This window comes from Streptococcus sp. 959 (genome assembly GCF_013277075.1).
Lineage (GTDB): Bacteria > Bacillota > Bacilli > Lactobacillales > Streptococcaceae > Streptococcus > Streptococcus pseudopneumoniae_C.
Window position 1 is genome coordinate 1 of sequence record NZ_VMMF01000025.1, and the last position, 20,911, is coordinate 20,911.

The 20,911-nt window shown below is 37.5% G+C and carries 11 protein-coding genes and 1 pseudogene; 3 read left to right on the forward strand and 9 right to left on the reverse strand.

The window, feature by feature from the left end; genetic code table 11:
* From HT717_RS08030 to HT717_RS08065, 8 genes and pseudogenes are all read right to left on the reverse strand, one after another.
* The coding region (locus HT717_RS08030; RefSeq protein WP_173304924.1) for a YSIRK-type signal peptide-containing protein at positions 1 to 5,369 on the reverse strand (5,369 nt) is incomplete at its 3' end.
* A 574-nt stretch (positions 5,370 to 5,943) separates the two neighbouring features.
* Entirely contained in the window at positions 5,944 to 12,231 is a 6,288-nt protein-coding gene (locus HT717_RS08035) for a G5 domain-containing protein (protein WP_173304926.1), read from the reverse strand.
* A gap of 405 nt (positions 12,232 to 12,636) precedes the next feature.
* Positions 12,637 to 13,032, reverse strand: a complete 396-nt coding sequence (locus HT717_RS08040) for a YtxH domain-containing protein (RefSeq protein ID WP_173304928.1) — start codon at positions 13,030 to 13,032, stop codon at positions 12,637 to 12,639.
* Positions 13,005 to 13,431: pseudogene (locus tag HT717_RS08045) on the reverse strand (DUF948 domain-containing protein). Before HT717_RS08045 ends, HT717_RS08040 begins: the two are co-directional and overlap by 28 nt.
* Positions 13,432 to 14,220: a prolipoprotein diacylglyceryl transferase gene (gene lgt / locus HT717_RS08050; RefSeq protein WP_049540440.1), complete on the reverse strand. Its 789-nt coding sequence runs from the start codon at positions 14,218 to 14,220 to the stop codon at positions 13,432 to 13,434.
* Positions 14,213 to 15,148 carry an HPr(Ser) kinase/phosphatase gene (hprK, locus tag HT717_RS08055; RefSeq protein WP_000115149.1) on the reverse strand — a complete coding sequence of 312 codons (936 nt, stop codon included), beginning with the start codon at positions 15,146 to 15,148 and terminating at the stop codon, positions 14,213 to 14,215. Before hprK ends, lgt begins: the two co-directional genes overlap by 8 nt.
* Before the next feature lie 129 nt (positions 15,149 to 15,277).
* Positions 15,278 to 15,454: a 30S ribosomal protein S21 gene (rpsU, locus tag HT717_RS08060; protein WP_000048054.1), complete on the reverse strand. Its 177-nt coding sequence runs from the start codon at positions 15,452 to 15,454 to the stop codon at positions 15,278 to 15,280.
* Positions 15,455 to 15,605: 151 nt separating this feature from the next.
* A complete protein-coding gene (locus HT717_RS08065) occupies positions 15,606 to 16,313 on the reverse strand; it encodes a glucosamine-6-phosphate deaminase (protein ID WP_000864592.1) in 708 nt (235 codons plus the stop codon).
* Between the two features lie 149 nt (positions 16,314 to 16,462).
* On the opposite strand from HT717_RS08065, the gene queA reads away from it, so the two are divergent.
* Positions 16,463 to 17,491: a tRNA preQ1(34) S-adenosylmethionine ribosyltransferase-isomerase QueA gene (gene queA / locus HT717_RS08070; RefSeq protein WP_049540442.1), complete on the forward strand. Its 1,029-nt coding sequence runs from the start codon at positions 16,463 to 16,465 to the stop codon at positions 17,489 to 17,491.
* Here the strand turns inward: queA and HT717_RS08075 are convergent.
* Complete coding sequence (locus HT717_RS08075; protein WP_049540444.1) at positions 17,488 to 17,808, reverse strand: DNA methyltransferase; 321 nt, start codon at positions 17,806 to 17,808, stop codon at positions 17,488 to 17,490. The genes queA and HT717_RS08075 overlap by 4 nt on opposite strands.
* 235 nt (positions 17,809 to 18,043) lie before the next feature.
* On the opposite strand from HT717_RS08075, the gene HT717_RS08080 reads away from it, so the two are divergent.
* Positions 18,044 to 19,243, forward strand: a complete 1,200-nt coding sequence (locus HT717_RS08080) for a hypothetical protein (RefSeq protein WP_049540446.1) — start codon at positions 18,044 to 18,046, stop codon at positions 19,241 to 19,243.
* Entirely contained in the window at positions 19,240 to 20,451 is a 1,212-nt protein-coding gene (locus HT717_RS08085; protein WP_049540447.1) for a hypothetical protein, read from the forward strand. The genes HT717_RS08080 and HT717_RS08085 overlap by 4 nt, the downstream gene beginning before the upstream one ends.
* Positions 20,452 to 20,911: the final 460 nt, after the last annotated feature.

Genomic DNA, 20,911 nt, shown 5'->3' on the forward strand with positions numbered 1-20,911 from the left:
CCTGGTTTCTTAGGCGTTACAATCGCATCTCCATTTGGTTGTGGAGTAATTTCAATCTCAACTGGTTTTTCAGTTTCTGGTGTTTCTGGTGTTACCTTAGCTGGTGTTGTTACATTAGGAACTTCCACAGCTGGTTTACCTGGTTCTGTAATCTTACCTGTACCTGGAACATCTTTCTTAGGAAGTTTATCATTTGGTACTTTACCTTTACCATCTTTACCGATTTCAACAGTGATTGGACCATCTTCACCTGGGATTTCTACCGTAGTTCCTGGTGGATATGTTCCTCCTCCTGGTCTCTGCGGTGTTACTGTAACGTCACCTGTCTTAGGATCTGGTTTCAACTCTATTGTTGGTGTCTTACGAGCTGGTGTTGTTACATTCACTGGTTGTGATGGTTTCTTGTTCGGTTCTGTTACTGTTCCTGTACCTGGGACAGCTTTCTTAGGAAGTTTGTCATTTGGTACTTTACCTGAACCATCTTTACCGATTTCAACAGTAATTGTGTTTCCATCTTCACCTGGGATTTCTACCTTAGTACCTGGTGGATATGTTCCTCCTCCTGGTTTCTTAGGCGTTACAATCGCATCTCCATTTGGTTGTGGAGTAATTTCAATCTCAACTGGTTTTTCAGTTTCTGGTGTTTTAGGATCTGTTCCATTTTTGATTTCTTCCTCATCTGGAATTCCATCATTATCATCATCTGAATCTTCTTTATCTGGGATTCCGTCTCCATCTGTATCGCGTAAAATTGGAACTGGAACTTTCACAGTAACTGTCTCGCCACCTTTTGTAACTTTAACCGGAATTTCGACTGTGCGTTCTTCTTCTTTTGGTTTCCAATCATTTACCTCTGGTTTTCCTTTAAGTTTACCTTCATCATCTACTGTTAAACCATTTACTGGGCCATCTACTGTAATGCTTGAACCTGGTTTGTTAGGTGTCACAACTGTAACTGGTGTAATTTGTGCTTTTTCCGGAACTGGTGCTGGGTTTATAACCTCAGCTGCTAAAGGTCCATTTGCTGTTCCTCTAGCTACAGGACTCTCAAGAGTAAGTACACCATCAATGTTCTTAGAAACTTTTGCAGTTACTTCTGTTTTATCTGCAATTTCAGCATCAGAAATTGTTACAACTCCTTCAGGTGATACTGATACTTTATCATCAGACTTACCATTTACAGTCCATTTGCTTCCAGATTTCGTAACTGTTACAGTTTCTGGACTTGTTTGACCTGTCGGTGTATAAGTAAGAGTAATTTTATCAATATCTTGTTGATTAGTACTATCAGGTTGTTTTGGTGGGGTAATTGTTACACTACCATTCTCTTTACCTTCTACGATAGGTGCTGTTGGTGTTACTGCTAGAATTACTTTACGCTTGATTTCTGCTGGTGCAAATACATCTCTAGTCGTGCTAGTAGCATCTGTCATATTATTAGCTTTAGTACCTGGGAAGATTGCTGTTGCAGTTCGAGTATATTTACCTGAATTGTCAAGTGTTGTTCCTCGATCTTTATTAACGCCGTTTCTGTCTTTCCAGGTCCAAGTCATACCACTTGGTAAATAATTGTTACCACGATCTGCTTTATCTTCACTATCGACTACTTTCAGATAGTTATGCGCATCAATATTTTTAGAACTATTATCTTTATTTAATGTTGAAGCAACTGGTACTTTTGCGATACCGTTTTTATCAACATTTTTAGTTTCAATATCAACTACGCGGTACTTGAATTTGAAATCACGGCTATCTGAAGGATTACTTCCTTCTACATGAATAGTTGATTCATGTACTCCTAAAGTTTCAGTATCCAATACAGTTCCTGAAGATAAGCGAGTTTTATATTTCTTATCTTCTGAACTTCCATCTTTACCTGTTTGAGCTGTAAATGTAGATGGAGTTGCTCCTGGATCTGGAGTCACTCCTTTTGGAAGTCCTCCCTTAACTTCTACTTTAGAAATCACACCAGAGTTATCCGATACTTTTAGCTCTGGGTTAAATGTAGCTCCACGATAAACTGTAAAGATTGGTTCATTAGCAGTTTCTGATAACTCTTTTCCATTTAGACTTGCTTTTGGTTTTTCATTATCCACTACATTGAAAACAACATCTCTCTCAGCTTTTTCTGGTGCAAATACTTGGACACTACCACGCTGACTTGGATTTTTAGGGAACACCGCAATCGCTTTATGAGTTTGTGTTCCTACTTTAGATAAAGTTATATTCGTATCTGATCCATTAGCATTGTCCCAACGGAATTTCATTCCTCCTGGGAAGTGGACATCTGCTTGCGATTCTACAACTGGTTTACCTGACTTGTCTTGCTTACCAGCTGTATTTAGGTATTCATTTGGATCACCTGACTTGCTGTTTAATTCGACTGTCTTAGGTGTGTTTTCCACTACAACATCAACAACTTTATACTTCATCTTATAGATAGCATTATTTACACCATCAGAAATTTTGAACTTAGCTACGTGATCTCCTAGTGTTTGTGTATCAGCTACTGTTCCTGTAGATAGGCTTGTAGTGTATTTTTTATCATCCGTACTTCCATCTTTTCCAGTTTGAGGTGTATAAGTTTGAGCTTTAGATCCATTTGGTAAGTTTTCAACACTCATAGATTTAATGTTACCTGAATCGTCCCAGGCTTTCACAGTCGGATTAAATGTAGCTCCACGATAGACATAAAACTGTGCAGATTGTGGTTCATTCTCTGTTAAACGAACTCCGCCAACCTCAACGATTGGTTTTTGGTTATCACGTGGTGTTACATTGAAAGTAAAGGTTACAGGATCTGCTTTATTACCTGCATCATCATGAGCTCCGAATGTAATCGTATGTGGTTTACCAACGTCTTCTTTCTTAGTTGTAATAGTAATTTCAATTATTTTTTCAGTGTCAGTAATCTTTACCTTATTATTTGTTGCTTGACGAGAAAGAAGTCTATCACCATATTTGTCAGTGAAATCTTTACCTTCTATCGTAACAACTTTATTATCTCTTGCTGTTATTGTGAAGGTTACTTTTTCACCTTCTACTACTGTTTGGCTTTTTCGTGAAATTTCTAATGTAGGTTTTTGGGTATCTGGTGCTTCTGTCGGAGTAACAGGATTACTTTTATCAGAAGTTACTGTTCCATCAGTATTAGTAACTACTGTTACAGCTGTAATAGACTTCCCTGGTAGAGCTTCTGTAACTGTAACTGTTGCAGTTTCTCCTCCATTAGTTTTTACTGTTCCGATAATTTTATTACCATCATATAAATTAACAGTAGAACCTTTTGGCACTCCACTTCCAACATTTACAGTAATTTGTTGACCTATTAAGCCTTTTTTGTTCTCTACACTTGTTGTAATAGCCGGTTTTTTAGGTTTAACAATTAATGTAGCAGTAGTAGTATTCGAAGAATTATCGCTGTAGGTAGCTTTTACTTGAGGCTTGAATACTCCTGCTGTATTAGTATTTGGTTTCCCATTTAGAAACTCCCAAGACATTCCGTCAGGGAACTCTTTAGTTCCATTATCACGCGTTACCAAACCGCTTGCTACTGGATTTTCTTCAAGAGAATCCCCAACTGTTTTTGTAACTTCTTTACCGATAATAGGATATCGTTTATTTTGTTTTTCTCCTAATGTCGGTTCTACATTTTCTTCATTCTTTTTCCCTGATCCAAAAACATACGATTGGTTTGTTGTCCCTCCATAAGTACCTGCAATGGCTAAGGTAAATGCTTTTTGAACAGCTTCATCCGTTACACCTGGTCTTAATTTAGCTTTAAAATGCATATGTACAGCAGCTGTTGGATCATTGGTTTTCACCCCTATACCATAACTCCACTGCTTGTACACTCCATCTAATGCTACTGCATCTTTTAAAAATTGATCATTTTTATTGTTTTTAAAATTATCTCTCATATCTTGATTATAGGCGTTATTCTGACGAACACCTACATTGTAAAAATATGTTAGTCTCCCTTTAGATACATCATGATCATTTTTAAAGTGAAAATGTTGAGTTGACTCATATCTGAATTTATCAGGATTTTGGGAAAGAGTCCCGCCTTCATTTTGATTATTTCTTCTATATGTCTCAAAGTATAAATCTCTAATAGTGTCTGACTTATAAAGACCGTTAGATTGTAAATCTAAAATTTTTGGAGGTAAAATAACATTATATAGTTGTTGTCTACTCAAGTTAACCATGGACCGCCCATCGTTATTAAAGAAGACATCGTAAACTAGATATTTCTGCCCATCAATCATCTGAGTCCGAGCTGTCATATCCACTTTATTCTCTGTGAATTGTCTATCGTTATTCCTAATGTTTCCATAAAAATCAGTTGCACGGAATCGTTGATAGATTAACAAGTTATCCTGTTTAGTCCATTGTGAAGATACCGTTGCAGCTCTTCCACCTGTACCTTGACCCATGCTCTTACCATTACGTGGGTCACGAGCACCTGAAGTTAAACGTGTTGTAGCGTTTTTAACAGAGTTAAACATTCTCTTCACACGTTTTGTCATATCTTCAACATCGTTCAGAGAAACTGTTGTATTTTCAAGAACACCTTGAGCTAAGCCCAATAGTTCATTGGCTTTTTCAAGAACTTCTTTGCTTGTCTCACGCTCAGGCAATTCCAAAACTGCTGCCTTCAATTGATCTACAGATACTTTCAAAGCATCTTTTTTAGCTGATACAGTTTGGCTCTCTTCACTTGCACTTACTTCAGGAGAAGTTTGACTTGCTAGATTGTCAGCTTGCTTCTCAGTTTTATCTGCTTGTTTATCGACTTGTTTATCAACTTTTTTATCTACTTGAACCTCAGTTACTTCCTTAGCAGCTGATACGACTGTCACATCTTTAGACAAGAGTTCCGCAAGCTCATCAATATCCTTTTGAGCTAGCTCAGAACTTTCTAAGGCTTCTTTCCCTTTTTGAAGTCTATCTTTGACAGGTGATACTACTGACTCGTCAAGGTTTAATTTAGTTGAAAGAAGAGCATTTAATTCTTCAACTACTTTTCTTAACTTGTCTTTATCAACTGTAGGCGCGTTATTTGCAGGAACTGCAGGCGCTTGATTTTCTGGAGATTTATGTCCTTCATCTACTTTGTTTGCAGTAGATTCTGTATCCTCAGGCAAATCGACCTTACTTTCAGATGTTACTACACCAGCAGTAGAGGCAGTAGAGTGTGAAGTCTTGTCGACTAGACTATCCGCACTCGCAACGCGGGCACCTAAAAACATCAGCGCTGCAACAGCAACTGAAGCGGCACCGAAACTATACTTACGAATAGAAAAGCGCAAAATTTTTTCACGTTGCTGGCGCTTTATTCTATTGAGTGAATTTGATTTATTTTCCATTGTTCCTCCTTATGTTAAAATACAAAATCAAATTAAAAGCAATATTCCCTCTGGGAATAAAACAATAAAAACCACTATGATGGACATTTCACATCACAGTTTTGACAGCTAGATTATACCACTTTCAATATATTTAATCAATCAAAATAGTATAAACGCAAGCAATCCAAAGAAAGCGCAATCAGTAAATATATAATAATTAAAAACAACTCTGCATAACGATAAATATCCCATCCTTAATTTTAAAATATTCTTCAGATATGCCCTATAAATATAACTTTATATTATTACAAAATCAAAAAAATAAATTTCTTCCTTAAAAAACAAATATATAATAGTTTTAATTAAAAATCCTATCATTGGTTCCGTGTACCTATAATTTTAAAGTATATACTTATACAACAATATTTCTTGAATAGTCTATCAACAAAAGGGGAACCTTGATTTCAAATGAGTATCGCAGATTGAAGCTAGAATACAACAACAGCCTTGTACCTCTTGAAATGAGGAACAAGGCCGTTTCTTGATTTTTTACATTTATTGTCCACTTAACAATGAACAGTTCAGATTTTAACTACATTTTTACTTTAGTCTTCTTTTTCTTTCCAAAAGCAAGTCCGAGACCGCCTAGCATACCAAGAAGTCCTAGAGATGCAAGAGTCACATTTGATTCTGTTCCTGTATTCGGTAATACAGTTTGAGAATTATTTGACTTAGCTCCGTTATCAACAGTAGTCTTAGTATCTACCTGATCTGTATTCGGAGTAACTGCATTTGGAGTTGGAGTAGCTGGTGCAGGTGTATCTTGACCAGAACCTCCATTCGTATCAGGTGTCACTGGTGCAACTGGAATTGTATTTGGATTTGTACTTCCACTTACTTTTCTGAAAATGTGAGTAATTACTGGTTCATTTTCATCAATCACAGTTCGTACAAATTCATATCCTGGAATTGATCCATGTTCAGCATTCTTTTCATTACCTGTCTTAACAGATAATTTCAATCCATTTCCATTTTCATCAATCCAGTGAATCTCAATCATTTGCTCTGGCAATTCAATTGAATCCGGTAATACACCATTTTCAAAAATTGTTACCTTAGGTGGAGTTGCTGGATTTGAATGTGTACTTCCACTTACTTTGCTGAAAATGTGGGTAAGTACTGGTTCATTTTCAGCAATCACAGTTCGTACAAATTCATATCCTGGAATTGATCCATGTTCAGCATCCTTTTCATTACCTGTCTTAACGGATGATTTCAATATATTTCCGTCTTCATCAATCCAGTGAACCTCAATAGTTAATTCTGGTAAAGTAATTGAACCAGGTAGTTCACCATTCACTCCACCCTTAAATTTTGGTAATTCAACTGTTGGCGGATCTATGAAGTTTCCGTTTCCATCCACTCCATTTGACGAGATTGGATTTGTGTATTCTGGGATTTCTGTTTGAACTTCTGGTTCACCTTTCTTACTTATTGGTCCATACGTTGTAGTCGTTGTCGGAGTTACCTTACCTGTTTGTGGATCAACTTCATAGGTAGTGGTATCAATCACATCACGACCTTCAGGATCTTTAGATTGTTCAACCTTAGTTTTCGCACCAACTTTAACGATTGTCTTACCTGCTGGGATGACGACTGGATTACCAACGTGTTCTGTGATATGACCGTCCTTTGGATCTACATCGTAAGTGGTTGTAGTAATTATTTTACCTTTTTCACCCTCAGTATGCTGAGCTGGTGTACCGAAGTCTTTTTCAACATCTTTAATGTATTCCACTTCTGGTTCAATCGGGGTTTCTACGACTTTGTCTTTGGCTGGGACCTTGACCACTGTAGTAGTTGACGATTTGATAACTGGTTTTCCTTCATGTGGAATAAGGCTACCATCTGTAAGATTAACCGTGTAGGTGGTAGTTACTGTTCTAGTGCCTGAAGTACCAGCTGTTGTTACATTTTTTCCGCCTTTAGCTCTCGTAGCGTCTTTTTCATAACGGATACTTGGCTCAAGTGGTGTAACCACAACTGTTGATTTAGCGACGTTTCTCTTGAAGATTTCTGTTGTCTCTGTTGGAGTCAGGCCACCTGTACTTGCATTAACTTGGTAGCTGGTTGTCTTCTTAACAACATCATCGCCTTCTTTGAGGTATTCAACCTCATCTTTAGCTGGGACTTTGATCACTGTAGGAGTTGACGATTTGATAACTGGTTTTCCTTCATGTGGAATAAGGCTACCATCTGTCGGATTAACAGTATATGTGGTAGTGACTGTTCTAGTTCCTGGAGTACCAGCTACTGTAACTTGTGCTCCTCCTTTAGCTCTCGTAGCGTCTTTCTCATAACGAACGCTTGGCTCTATCGATGTAACGACAACTGTTGATTTGGCACCATCTTTCTTGAACACTTCCTTTTTCTCTGTTGGAGTAAGGTGACCTGTACTTACATTGACCGCGTAAGTTGTTGTCTTCTTAACTACATTATCACCTTCTTTGAGGTATTCAATCTCATCTTTAGCTGGCACTTGGACCACTGTAGGTGTTGATGGGACTTCCACTGCTGGTTCTTCATGCGGAATGAGGAGGCCATCTGTAGGATTTACCGTATAAGTGGTAGTGACTGTTCTAGTGCCTGGAGTACCAGCTACTGTGATAGTTTCTCCACCTTTGACCTTCGTGGCGTCTTTCTCATAACGAACACTTGGCTCAAGTGACGTAACCACAACTTTAGATTTAGCTCCATTTTGTGTAAAGATTTCTGTTGTCTCTGTTGGAGTAAGGGTACCTGTACTTGCATTGACCGCGTAACTTGTAGTCTTCTTAACCACGTCGTCGCCTTCTTTTAGATATTCAACCTCATCTTTGGCTGGGACCCTAACCACTGTAGGTTTTGATGGGACTACTACTGCTAGCTCTTCATGTGGAATGAGACTGCCATCTGTAGGATTCACAGTATAAGTAGTAGTGACTGTGCTTGTACCTGGAGTACCAGCTACTGTTACATTTTCTCCACCTCTAGCTCTTGTAGCATCTTTATCATAACGAACACTTGGCTCAAGTGGGGTAACAACAACTGTAGATTTGGCACCATTTTGTTTGAAGATTTCCTTTTTCTCTGTTGGAGTAAGGGTACCTGTACTTGCATTGACCGCGTAACTCGTAGTCTTCTTAACCACGTCGTCGCCTTCTTTGAGGTATTCAACCTCATCTTGGGCTGGGACTTTGACTACTGTGGTAGTTGACGATTTGATAACTGGTTTGCCTTCATGTGGAATGAGGCTGCCATCTGTCGGATTAACTGTATAAGTTGTAATTACTGTACTTGTCCCTGGAATACCAGCTTTTGTTACATTTTCTCCACCTCTAGCTCTTGTAGCATCTTTATCATAACGAACACTTGGCTCAAGTGGGGTAACAACAACTGTAGATTTGGCACCATTTTGTTTGAAGGTTTCCTTTTTCTCTGTTGGAGTAAGGGTACCTGTACTTGCATTGACCGCGTAACTCGTAGTCTTCTTAACCACGTCGTCGCCTTCTTTGAGGTATTCAACCTCATCTTGGGCTGGGACTTTGACTACTGTGGTAGTTGACGATTTGATAACTGGTTTGCCTTCATGTGGAATGAGGCTGCCATCTGTCGGATTAACTGTATAGGTGGTAGTTACTGTACTTGTCCCCTGAGTACCAGCTATTGTTACATTTGCTTCACCTTTGGCTCTTGTGGTGTCTTTTTCATAACGAACACTTGGCTCTATTGATGTAACGACAACTTTAGATTTAGCGCCATTTGGACTGGTAATGTCTTTCCTTACTGTTGGAGTAAGAGAACCGGTATTTGCATCCACCGCGTAAGTTATAGTCTTCTTAACTACATCATCGCCGTCTCTGAGGTATTCAATCTCATCTTGAGCTGGCACTTTGACCACTGTAGGTGTTGATGGGACTGCCACTGCTGGTTCTTCATGCGGAATGAGGAGGCCATCTGTCGGATTAACAGTATAAGTTGTAGTGACTGTTCTAGTTCCTGGAGTACCAGCTACTGTGACAGTTTCTCCTCCTTTAGCTCTCGTTGCGTCTTTCTCATAACGTACACTTGGCTCAAGTGACGTAACCACAACTTTAGATTTAGCTCCATTTTGTGTAAAGATTTCTGTTGTCTCTGTTGGAGTAAGGGTACCTGTGCTTGCATTGACCGCGTAACTTGTAGTCTTCTTAACCACATTATCACCCTCTTTGAGGTATTCAACCTCATCCTTAGCTGGCACCTTGACCACTGTCGGAATTGACGATTTGATAACTGGTTTGCCTTCATGCGGAATGAGTCTACCATTTGTAGGGTTAACCATGTAGGTGGTGGTTACTGTTCGGGTACCTGGAGTACCAGCTATTGTTACATTTTCTCCACCTCTAGCTCTTGTGGCATCTTTATCATAACGAACACTTGGCTGTAATGGCGTAACAACAACCTTAGCCTTGGCACCATTTTGTTTGAAGATTTCCTTTTTCTCTGTTGGAGTAAGGGTACCTGTGATTGCATTGACTTCGTAAGTGGTTGTCTTCTTAACCACATTATCACCCTCTTTGAGGTATTCAACCTCATCCTTAGCTGGCACCTTGACCACTGTCGGAATTGACGATTTGATAACTGGTTTGCCTTCATGCGGAATGAGGCTACCATTTGTAGGGTTAACCGTGTAGGTGATGGTTACTGTTCGGGTACCTGGAGTACCAGCTATTGTTACATTTTCTCCACCTCTAGCTCTTGTGGAGTCTTTTTCATAACGGACACTTGGCTGTATTGGTGTAACAACAAACTTAGCCTTGGCACCATTTTGTTTGAAGATTTCCTTTTTCTCTGTTGGAGCAAGGTTACCTGTACTGGCATTGACTTCGTAAGTGGTTGTCTTCTTAACCACATCATCGCCTTCTTTGAGGTATTCAACCTCATCTTTAGCTGGCACTTTGACCACTGTCGGTTTGGATGGGACTACTACTGCCGGTTCTTCATGCGAAACAAGGCTACCATCTGTCGGATTCACAGTATAGGTTGTAGTTACTGTTCTAGCGCCTGAAGTACCAGCTGTTGTTACATTAGCTTCACCTTTGGGTCTTGTAGCGTCTTTCTCATAACGAACAATTGGCTCAAGTGACGTAACCACAACTGTTGATTTGGCACCATCTTTCTTGAACACTTCATTAAGTGTATTTTTAGTAATCTGCCCTGTATCAGGATCTTTGATACTAACAGTTGTTGACTTAATGATGTCATCTCCACGTTTACTATATACAACAGTTTCTCCAACTTTTTCTACAGATTTAGCTGTTGCAATTTTTTTATCTTGATAACCTGTCCTATCTAAAGAAATTCGTTTCCCAGATATAAACTCTGACCGTCTATTAATCATATCGGCTTCAAAATAAGAACGTGAACTATGACCTCCACTGGTTCGTCCAACATTTATAACAACATCACTATCATTGCTGACGCCTTTACTTATCGTCGAATCATTATCAACAATATAATGTGTCATTTTCCCAGACTTAGCTATTTTTTTACTATCTAGACCTTTCTGCCAAAATTCAGATGATGAGAAATAATTTGTCCTCACTTTTGGAGCATTGAATGTTGTTCCTTTTTTTAATACATTGTTATAAAAGTTTCTATAAGCCTGCTGGTCTTTAGAAGACATGACTCTGCTGTCAGAATATGCCAACTGATAGGCTTCAACCATTGCCCGTTGTACTAAATATCCTCCTAAAGAATGTCCCGTCAAATAAAGATTGGTAATACTCTTATCTTTAGCCAGTTCACGCATGATATTTTCTGCATCGATCCCTTGCTGAGGATTGCTTCCTAATCCAAGTGTTATATCAGTTCCTATATCTTTGGCATCACTTGTTCCACGAAAGGCTAACACTTGAGCAGTTCCATTTGGTAAATATGAGAAATCACTCTTTGTTTCATACAAGACAGCATCTAGTCCACTGGAGGTATGATAACTTTTCTTCCTTTCCCAATAAGGTCCCAATTCCTTATTCATCATCATATACTCATAACGTGGTCTACTGTCACCATTATTTTTATATAACTCTGACTCTGTTAAGGGTTTCTTATGATCCAGCACTCTATCAATATAATTATCATCACGGTAGGACAATTCCATGAACATAATCATATCGCGCTCACTGACATTCCATTTTAATTTTTCATCTGGCTTTTCTTTACTATCAATAATACCATCACCATCAGTATCTTCTAATAAGGGATGACTATTATAGCCTACATACTTTTTCCCACCTTTTTCATAAATATAAAGTTCATCTTTATCCTTCAAGTAATCATCATCTGTATAAGCTTCTGGACTTAACTCAGGGCCGTTTAATAACAAACTGTCAAGCTTATTGCCTTCTGAACCGATTACTCCTGCTTTGATTTTTTTAGCATCTTCCTCAGTCAATTCATATTTTTTTATCTCGGAAGGATTCGATGCCGCTCTCACCGCTGGAGCACTTGATCTGTCTTCACCCGCCACGGAAGCCCTTGTGGTCAAGCTATTATTTTCTTTATTCCCAGATGTCTCGAGTTCTGTAGTTCTTGTAGATATTATTGGAGTATCTTTTGGGACTGGACTGGGGATAGCATCTTGATTCTCTGGTGAATTTTGATTCTCTTCTTTTTTCTCCACAGTCGGGGTCGCATTCTCCTTTTCAGAATTAGCCCCTATCTCTGTTGCCACATTATTTTCCGTAGAAGCAAGTACTCCCTGGGATGGTGTAAACAAGGCAATTCCTATTAATACAGAAGCCACTCCAACAGAAAACTTTCGAATCGAAAAGCGTTGACGTTTATTAAAAATGTCTTTCATTTTACTAACTTTCTTTCTAACTATTTTTTACAAAATAGAGGGTTCTAATATTTTCCCTTGACAGAATACTAGATCGTTTCTTGACTAAAATGTTAGAGCTTTTCCTCTACTTGGTCATAAGCTACTACATTGATTTCTAATCATAGAAAAAATAGATCGCTTAATATTACTAAAATATCAGTAAAATATAAAAAAATGTAAATATTTCATCTCTAACACTGCCATTATACCATAAAAAATCATAACACTCATGTGTTTTAAAAAAGGTTTGTAAAAAAGTCTTCAAAATCATAAAAAACGCATAATATCAGGCAGTTCATTACAGTCCTTGATACTATGCGTTTTATCTTATACCATTTACTAGATTTGCGACTACTATTGAATTTTTATCCAACTCTGTCAAATCTAGATTTTTTCATCTCTAATATTAATCACAATCTCTTCTGATTGGTCAAGAGTTTCGGCTTTTTCTTGCCATTGTTCCTTGAGATTACTGAATCGATCTTTTGATGCTTCTGTCGCTTGACGGGCACATGATTTGGCTTGAGCAAGTACACTGTCCACAGTGATTTCACCTGTCTCAACCTGTTCTTTGGTTTTCAGAACAAAATCTGTAGCCTGCTCCTTGACTTCTGTTAGTTTTTCACAGACCTGCTCCTTAGCATATTCAGGATCTTCTCTCAAATCATCTAGAAAATCTTGAGCCTGACTGCAAACTTGTTTGCCCTTGTCGCTTGTTAAAAACAAGGCAAGAGCTGCACCTGAAACGGTTCCTAAAAGGATTGAGGATAGTTTACCCATAAGAATTCTCCTTTTTTATTTTTTGAAAAATTTACTTGCAAGACGAAGAGCTGACAAACTTGCACCAGTCTTAATGGTTTTTGAACCAGCTGATGAAGCTTTCTTGCTCAAGACACGCGCATGGTCATTGAGATCTGAAACAGATAGAGATAAATCTGCAACAGCACTAAAGAGTGGATCAATGGTTGCCACCTTGACATTGATATCATCTGCCAAGACATTGACCTTAGCCAGCAATTCATTGGTATGGTGCAAGGTTACATCCACATCTGAAGTCAAGGTTTTAATCGTCTTCTCTGTTTCATCGATAACACGGCCAAGTTTTTGTACAGTGATAATCAGATAGACCAAAAAGACAATCAAAGCTAGGGCAACAAGAATATATGCAACTTCTAACATTTAGTTTTCCTCCTCTGTAACATAGTAAGGGGCCTTCTTTCGCTTTTGATAAAGAATGATAAAAATACCCAGTCCGATAAGAACAACTGATAGCCATTGAGAGACTCGAAGGCCAAAGAACATGAGGCTATCTGTCCGCATACCTTCGATGACCATACGACCAAAACCATACCAAATCAAGTAGAAAGCAGTGATATGACCTCGTCTGAGGCTCTTCCATTTTCGTCTGACAATCAGAATCAAGGCAAAACCAAGAAGATTCCATAGAGACTCATAAAGGAAGGTCGGCTGACGGTAGCTCCCCTCGATATACATCTGGTCACGGATGAAGCTAGGTAAATAATCCAGATTATCTACTGCAGCACCGTAAGCTTCTTGATTAAAGAAATTTCCCCAGCGACCCAAACTTTGGGCAATCATGACGCTAGGCGCCGCAATATCTAGGAAATCCCAAGTATTGATGAGTTTACGATCAGCAAAGATATAGAGGACAATAGCCCCAGTTATCAAACCACCGTAAATAGCCAAACCACCATTCCAAATGGCAAAAATCTCTCCCAAATTCTGACTATAGTAATCAAAACGGAAAATAACATAGTAGAGACGGGCCCCTAAAATAGCCAGAGGAAAGGCTACCAAGATAAAATCTAAAATATCATCTGGTATGATCTTCTTTCTAGGCGCTTCTTTCATGGTCAAATAAACCGCAAGGATCAAGCCTGTCACAATACACAAGGCATACCAACGAATGGCTAGAGGGCCAAGATGAATAGCAATTGGATCAAGCATTAGGCACCTCGTTTTGAGCAATGAGATTTGTCAAGCGTTCTTCGAACAAACGAGTCGCATCAAAGCCCATTTCCTTGGCACGATAATTCATAGCAGCGGCCTCAATCACGACAGAGATATTACGGCCTGTTTTAACTGGGATGCGGATACGAGGAATGGCTACGCCAGAAATTTCTAATTCCTCTGCATTGTTTCCAAGTCGATCAAAGGTCTTATGCGTATCGTAATTTTCCAAGTAGACAGCCAACTGAACTTGTGAAGAATCTTTTACCGCACTCGCACCGTAGAGGCTCATGACATCGATAATACCAACCCCACGAATTTCAATCAAGTGTTTCAAGATTTCAGCAGGCTCTCCCCAAAGAGTTAATTCATCCTTAGAATAAATATCTACCCGATCATCTGCTACCAAGCGGTGCCCACGTTTGACCAGCTCCAAGCCTGTCTCACTCTTACCGATACCACTATCTCCTTGAATCAAGACACCCATCCCATAGATATCCATCAAGACACCGTGAACACTGGTGCGTTCTGCCAAACGAGAATCCAGATAGCTAGATAATTCTCCAGACAAACGACTGGTAGCTGTACGGCTGGTTAAAATAGCAATCTTACATTCTCTAGCAGCCTTTAACATCTCCTCTGGAACCACCAAACCACGGGCAACAATAACCGCAGGTGTCTCAGGTAGAAACATTTTTTTCAAAACTTCATAACGACTGTTAGAAGGCATGCTAATCAGATAAGACCACTCCTTCATCCCCAAGAGCTGGATCCGCTCTGGCGTGTAGTAGTCAAAATAACCTGTCATTTCAAGACCAGGTCGCGTAATATCCGCTGTATTGATTTCCTTTTCAAGTAATTCTGGTTCGCCATAGACAATGTCTAGTCTAAGCTTTTCAATCACTTCTTTTACTAAAACCGACATCATTTCCTCCTTCAAATGAGTTCTTCCCTCTATTATATCAAATTGTGGGAGGAAGTTTCAGATTTTTGCAGGCTTTGGAGTATTTATTTAAAAGAAAAAGGACTAGATTTCTCTAGCCTTTCATTTCAATTAGAATTTTTTACGTTTACGAGCTGCTTCTGATTTACGTTTACGTTTTACAGAAGGTTTTTCATAGAATTCACGTTTGCGTGTTTCTTGAAGAGTACCAGCTTTAGTAACCGCACGTTTGAAACGACGAAGTGCGTCGTCAAGAGATTCATTCTTACGTACTACTGTTTTAGACATTTTTTTCACTCCCTTCAAGTTCAAGATCTATTCTATTCTACACGTAAAAGGAATAATTGTCAAGAAAAAATGCGGTTTAATTTTGATTTTTTCTTCCATTTATGCAAGTCTTGAAAGCACTCAATAAAAGATACTGAAGGATCTCACTTTTTTATTTTTCAAGTAAGCTAAGCGCTTCAGCGTCTGCGATGATGGTCACATCTGGATGATTTTGTAGGCTACTTGCTGGTAGACTCTCAGTCACTGGGCCAGACACTGTTCCAGCAATGGCTTCTGCTTTCGACTCACCGTAAGCAAAGAGAAGAATTGACTTGGCATCCAAGATATTTTTAATCCCCATTGAAATGGCTTGGGTTGGGACGTCTTCAATCTTGTCAAAGAAGCGCGCATTGGCTTCAATAGTAGACTGGTCAAGTTCTACTAGATGCGTTTGACTGTCAAATGGAGTACCAGGTTCATTAAATCCGATGTGTCCATTGCGACCAATTCCCAAGATTTGGAGGTCAACTGGATGGTCAGCCAAAATTTGGTTGTAGCGTTCTACTTCAGCTTCAGCATTGTCCTTAACCCCACGAGGCAAGAAACTTTCTTTAAATGGTTTTTGGTTAAACAAGTTTTCTTGCATGAAGTAACGATAAGACTGTGGGTTGTCCCCATCAAGCCCTACATACTCATCAAGGTTTACACTAGTTAGATTTGAAAAATCAAGGTCACTCTCAACAATTTCCTTGTAAAATTCAAGTGGGCTACTTCCTGTCGCAAGTCCTAGGGTTTGAGCGCCGTTGGCCAATTTTTCCTTCAAAATCTCAAAAGCAACTTTTCCACCTTCGATTTGGTTTTCAACTTTAATAACTTTCATATTTTCATCCTCCATTTTAATCTATATTTATTATATGGTATAGACCAATTTTTGTCAAGTGAAAACGATTTATTTTCTAAAAAAGAGCGACTATACTTGAAACATGTTATAATGGATAGGATTAGAACTTAGAAAGAATGAACAGATATATGAATACAGCTGATTTTGATTTCCACTTACCCGAGGAATTGATTGCCCAAACGCCCCTTGAAAAACGGGATGCCTCCAAACTCCTCATTGTCAACCGTGAGACTGGAAAAATGCAGGATAAACACTTCCACTCTATTATTGATATGCTGGAACCTGGTGACGCCCTTGTCATGAACGACACCCGCGTTCTCCCTGCCCGCCTCTATGGTCAAAAGGAAGAAACTGGAGGTCATGTGGAACTTCTCCTGCTCAAAAATACTAATGGAGATGAGTGGGAAGTTCTGGCTAAACCTGCCAAACGCCTCAAGGTTGGTACTCGTGTCAGCTTTGGTGATGGCCGTCTCAGCGCTGTTGTTACGGAAGAATTGACTCACGGGGGCCGTATTGTCCGCTTTGAATACCAAGGAATTTTCCTAGAAGTTTTGGAAAGTCTGGGAGAAATGCCACTACCGCCTTATATCCATGAAAAACTGGATGACCGCGAACGTTATCAAACCGTTTACGCCAAGGAAAGTGGCTCTGCTGCAGCACCAACTGCTGGACTACACTTCACTAAAGAACTGCTAGCAGAAATCCAAGCTAAGGGTGTTCATCTGGTCTATCTGACTCTTCATGTCGGGCTCGGAACCTTTAGACCCGTTTCTGTTGACAATCTGGATGAACATGAAATGCACTCAGAATTCTACCAACTTTCTGAGGAAGCTGCTGCCACCCTTCGTTCTGTTAAAGAAAATGGTGGTCGTGTCATCGCTGTCGGAACCACTTCTATCCGCACATTGGAGACTATTGGTTCCAAGTTTGATGGGCAAATCCAAGCAGATTCTGGCTGGACCAATATCTTTATCAAACCTGGCTATGAATGGAAGGTCGTGGATGCCTTCTCAACCAACTTCCACCTGCCAAAATCAACTCTGGTCATGTTGGTTTCTGCCTTTGCAGGCCGTGAATTAGTCTTAGACGCTTATCACCATGCCATCCAAGAACACTACCGCTTCTTCAGTTTTGGCGATGCCATGTTTATCTATTAATTTTTACAATCAAAAAAGCGCATATCAAGTTTGATAGTATGCGCTTTTGTAATCAGAACTGCTAAAGGATTTAAATCAAAACCAATAACCTTTTTGACATTTTCAACAACACCTTCAAGTAAAGTTGTCCCTGAACCCATATATGGATCAAGAATAACTGAATCTTTGGATGCATATTGCTGAATAAAATTTCTAGCAATTCTTGGCATCATCATAGCGGGATAAGAGTGAATTGTGTGAGTATATTCACTCATACTAAAATCTTCAAAATTCCACTCTTTGTCATATATTCTTTTGTTATTTTGTAAATTAGGCATTAATTCCTCCATCTATTAAATATTATATCAAAAAACAATGTAAATAGTTAAAATTGAAGCAACAGTAAAATATGGTAGTTGTTGAAATTTGTAAAAATAGGAAATTAGAGTCAAGTAGGGGAGTCTGTATTTATAGTAAAATTATTTATCAATAAATATTTTGTTTGATTTCTTCATCTGAATTTTAAAATAATGAAAAAAATGATATAATGATAAAAAAGACAGAGGTTCAATTATGGTAAAGATTTTAAGTCGGACAGAAGATCGTAAAATACAGACATCAAACTATTTAATAGAGTTGGAATTAAATGAGTATTTGGAATTCGCTGAAAATATTATATCAAACAATGAATATCAAAGAAAAAGAGTTCGTTCTTCGATGAGCATATACTCACAATTAAAAGAGGATTTAAAATATGGTTGTATTATCCCCCCAATAGTGCTAGCGATTGATAGCAAAGATATGTCAGAGGAAGAATTGAATCAAAGCAATATTAAGGAATTATTAAAGAAATCTCTAATTTTAGATGGTTTGCAAAGAACATTTACAATAATAGATGCTTATAATGAACTTATTAAAGAAGGTAGAGATACATCACTTTTTTTAAAAGGAAGTCTACATGCTGAAGTTTATGGCGGAATAAATCGTTTTGGCCTTTTATATAGGATGTTGACACTAAATACTGGTCAAACTCCAATGACGCTTCGCCATCAAATAGAAATTTTATATAGCAACTATGATGTAAATATCCCAGATATAATTCTAATAAAAGAGGTTGAAGGACGGTCTCCTAGAAACATTGGAGAGTATCGATTCCAGGATATTATTGATGGGTTTGTTTCCTATTTGCAGTCTAGTTATCTTCCAATGACACGATCTACTATATTAGAAACTATAAAAACGTTGGAGACAATTTCAAGCGAAAATGTTGAAGAGGATCTATTTAAAACTTTTGTTCAATGTTATAATTCACTATTAAATAGAATGAATAGTATGACTTCAGAAGATGACACTAAAAATATGAATGATTTGTTATCTGAAGATGACTCGTTGCTACTCAATGCCGAGTCTGTAAAAACATTTTTATTTGCAGAAAGCATTTTTTCATTAATGTCGAAATCTCAAGTGATGACTGGATTTGGGGCTGGACTGTCATTACTGAAACAAAAGAATAAAATAAGTTCTATTTCCGATATCAGTAGACTTATTAACAGTTTAGAAGGTGGTGGAGATTATGCTTATGATTGGTTCTTGGAATTAAATAAGAATTTATATATAATCAAACAAAATTCTTCAAAAATAGGTAATTCGCAAAGAATGTATTTTAGTGAATTCTTTAGATTGCTCTTTGATGAATCTGCAGGTTGTTTTTTGAATTTATATGAAACTTCAAACACCGCCATGGAAGTATATACAAATAAGATGGGGATATGAATAAAGAAATAATAGAATTTCCATATAAAACAACTAGGGAATACATTCGAAAAGACAAACCAATTAGTGATTTCAAGATTCATTATTATTATTATGAAAATTATTTAGAAAAAGATGTCTATCGATGTTACTCAAATACACGTGACAATGCTAACGCTATTGGCTATATTTTTTCTGTTGAAAGACTACATTCAAATAATGTTGTAATGTCGAATGAGCGAAATCAGATCTATTTCGAAGCTTATATGGATGCAGCAAGGGAGGTTTTCTTTAATTCAGAAAAGTATTTTATCGAGAAATATTTTTTTGACCTAAATTTGGATGAAAAAAGTGATAAAGTTAAAATCGATGAAATATTAAAATATAAAGCTTTCTTAAAATTAAATGATGACAAGTTTATTGGAGAAGGTATATTTGAACAGTTTAAAAGTAAATTTGACTTTCCGTTGGTTATTTTCGTAGAAGATTGTAGAGATGCAGAGCTAAATCAGTTTAATAGCGACCATATGAAAATATTAATGATGCTAGAACATCATTTTTTCCCCATAAAGGATACAGATGAATTCTATGCTTCACAAAAACATATAGAATTGAATAATTTTAGTATTGCTCCTGAAAATATTGTGGATGATCCTATTGAAAATGGATTGAAGACGCTAATTATTAAGTCGATTAGTGTTAGTGAAGACATTGATGACGATTCTTTAAGATTTATGACAGATGTCTTACCAGAATTATATTATCAATCATTTAATACTGAATATATAAAATTTTCAGTTCTTTATCAATATATAGAGGTTTTTATTAGTTTCCTAGCCCATAAGATGTTAGAAAAAACGATGGATGAGAGGGGGGGAAAAAATCTTGTTGTTTTAAAATCTGAAATCAATGAAATTTTAACTGAAAAATATAGAATAAAGAAACTATTCACGGTTCATTCATCGGTTTTGGAACAGAAAGATACACCACTTGAATTTTATAGAATATATATAAACATTTTAAAGAAAACGGGTTTATTTGAAGAAGGTTTAGATTCTCCAGATGAATCCCCAAAAACGTATAATCATCTATATCGGTTAAGGAATATACTTTATCATAATCTAAGAGTATTTGAGGATAAAAGAGCACTTGATGATGAACTGAAGAAATTGAATATAGAATTTGAAAAAATAATAGCAAAAATATTAACCACTTTTAATTATCAATAGTAATGAAACTAGATTTAGCACTATAAAAGACGAACAGTAATTAAAAAATTCTCAAAAAGTATTTTATTGTGATATTATCTATATATTTAAAATTAATAGGTTATGTTCTCTCAAAATACTTCTTCCCTATCCAAATTCGGATAGGGTTTTTCATCGTTTAAAACCCGTCTTAGTATCTCTATACTTTCCTTTAGGTGGAGAAGTTCGATTTTTTTCTATCATCAGTGTTTTTCTCTATATTTTCGCAATGGCGTTTGATGTGCCATAAGGATTTTTTTATGTTATCTTCTTTTAAATTTTTCATACTCCTATCTTATCAGATAAATATTTAAAAATAATGTTGATTTCCTCAAATGATCAAAATATAGCCTGAAAAGCACTTAAAAATAAATTATGCCAAATTTCCCTCTGTTAATGTAACAACAAAAAACGCTTCGATATGAACTGCACCCCAAAAGTT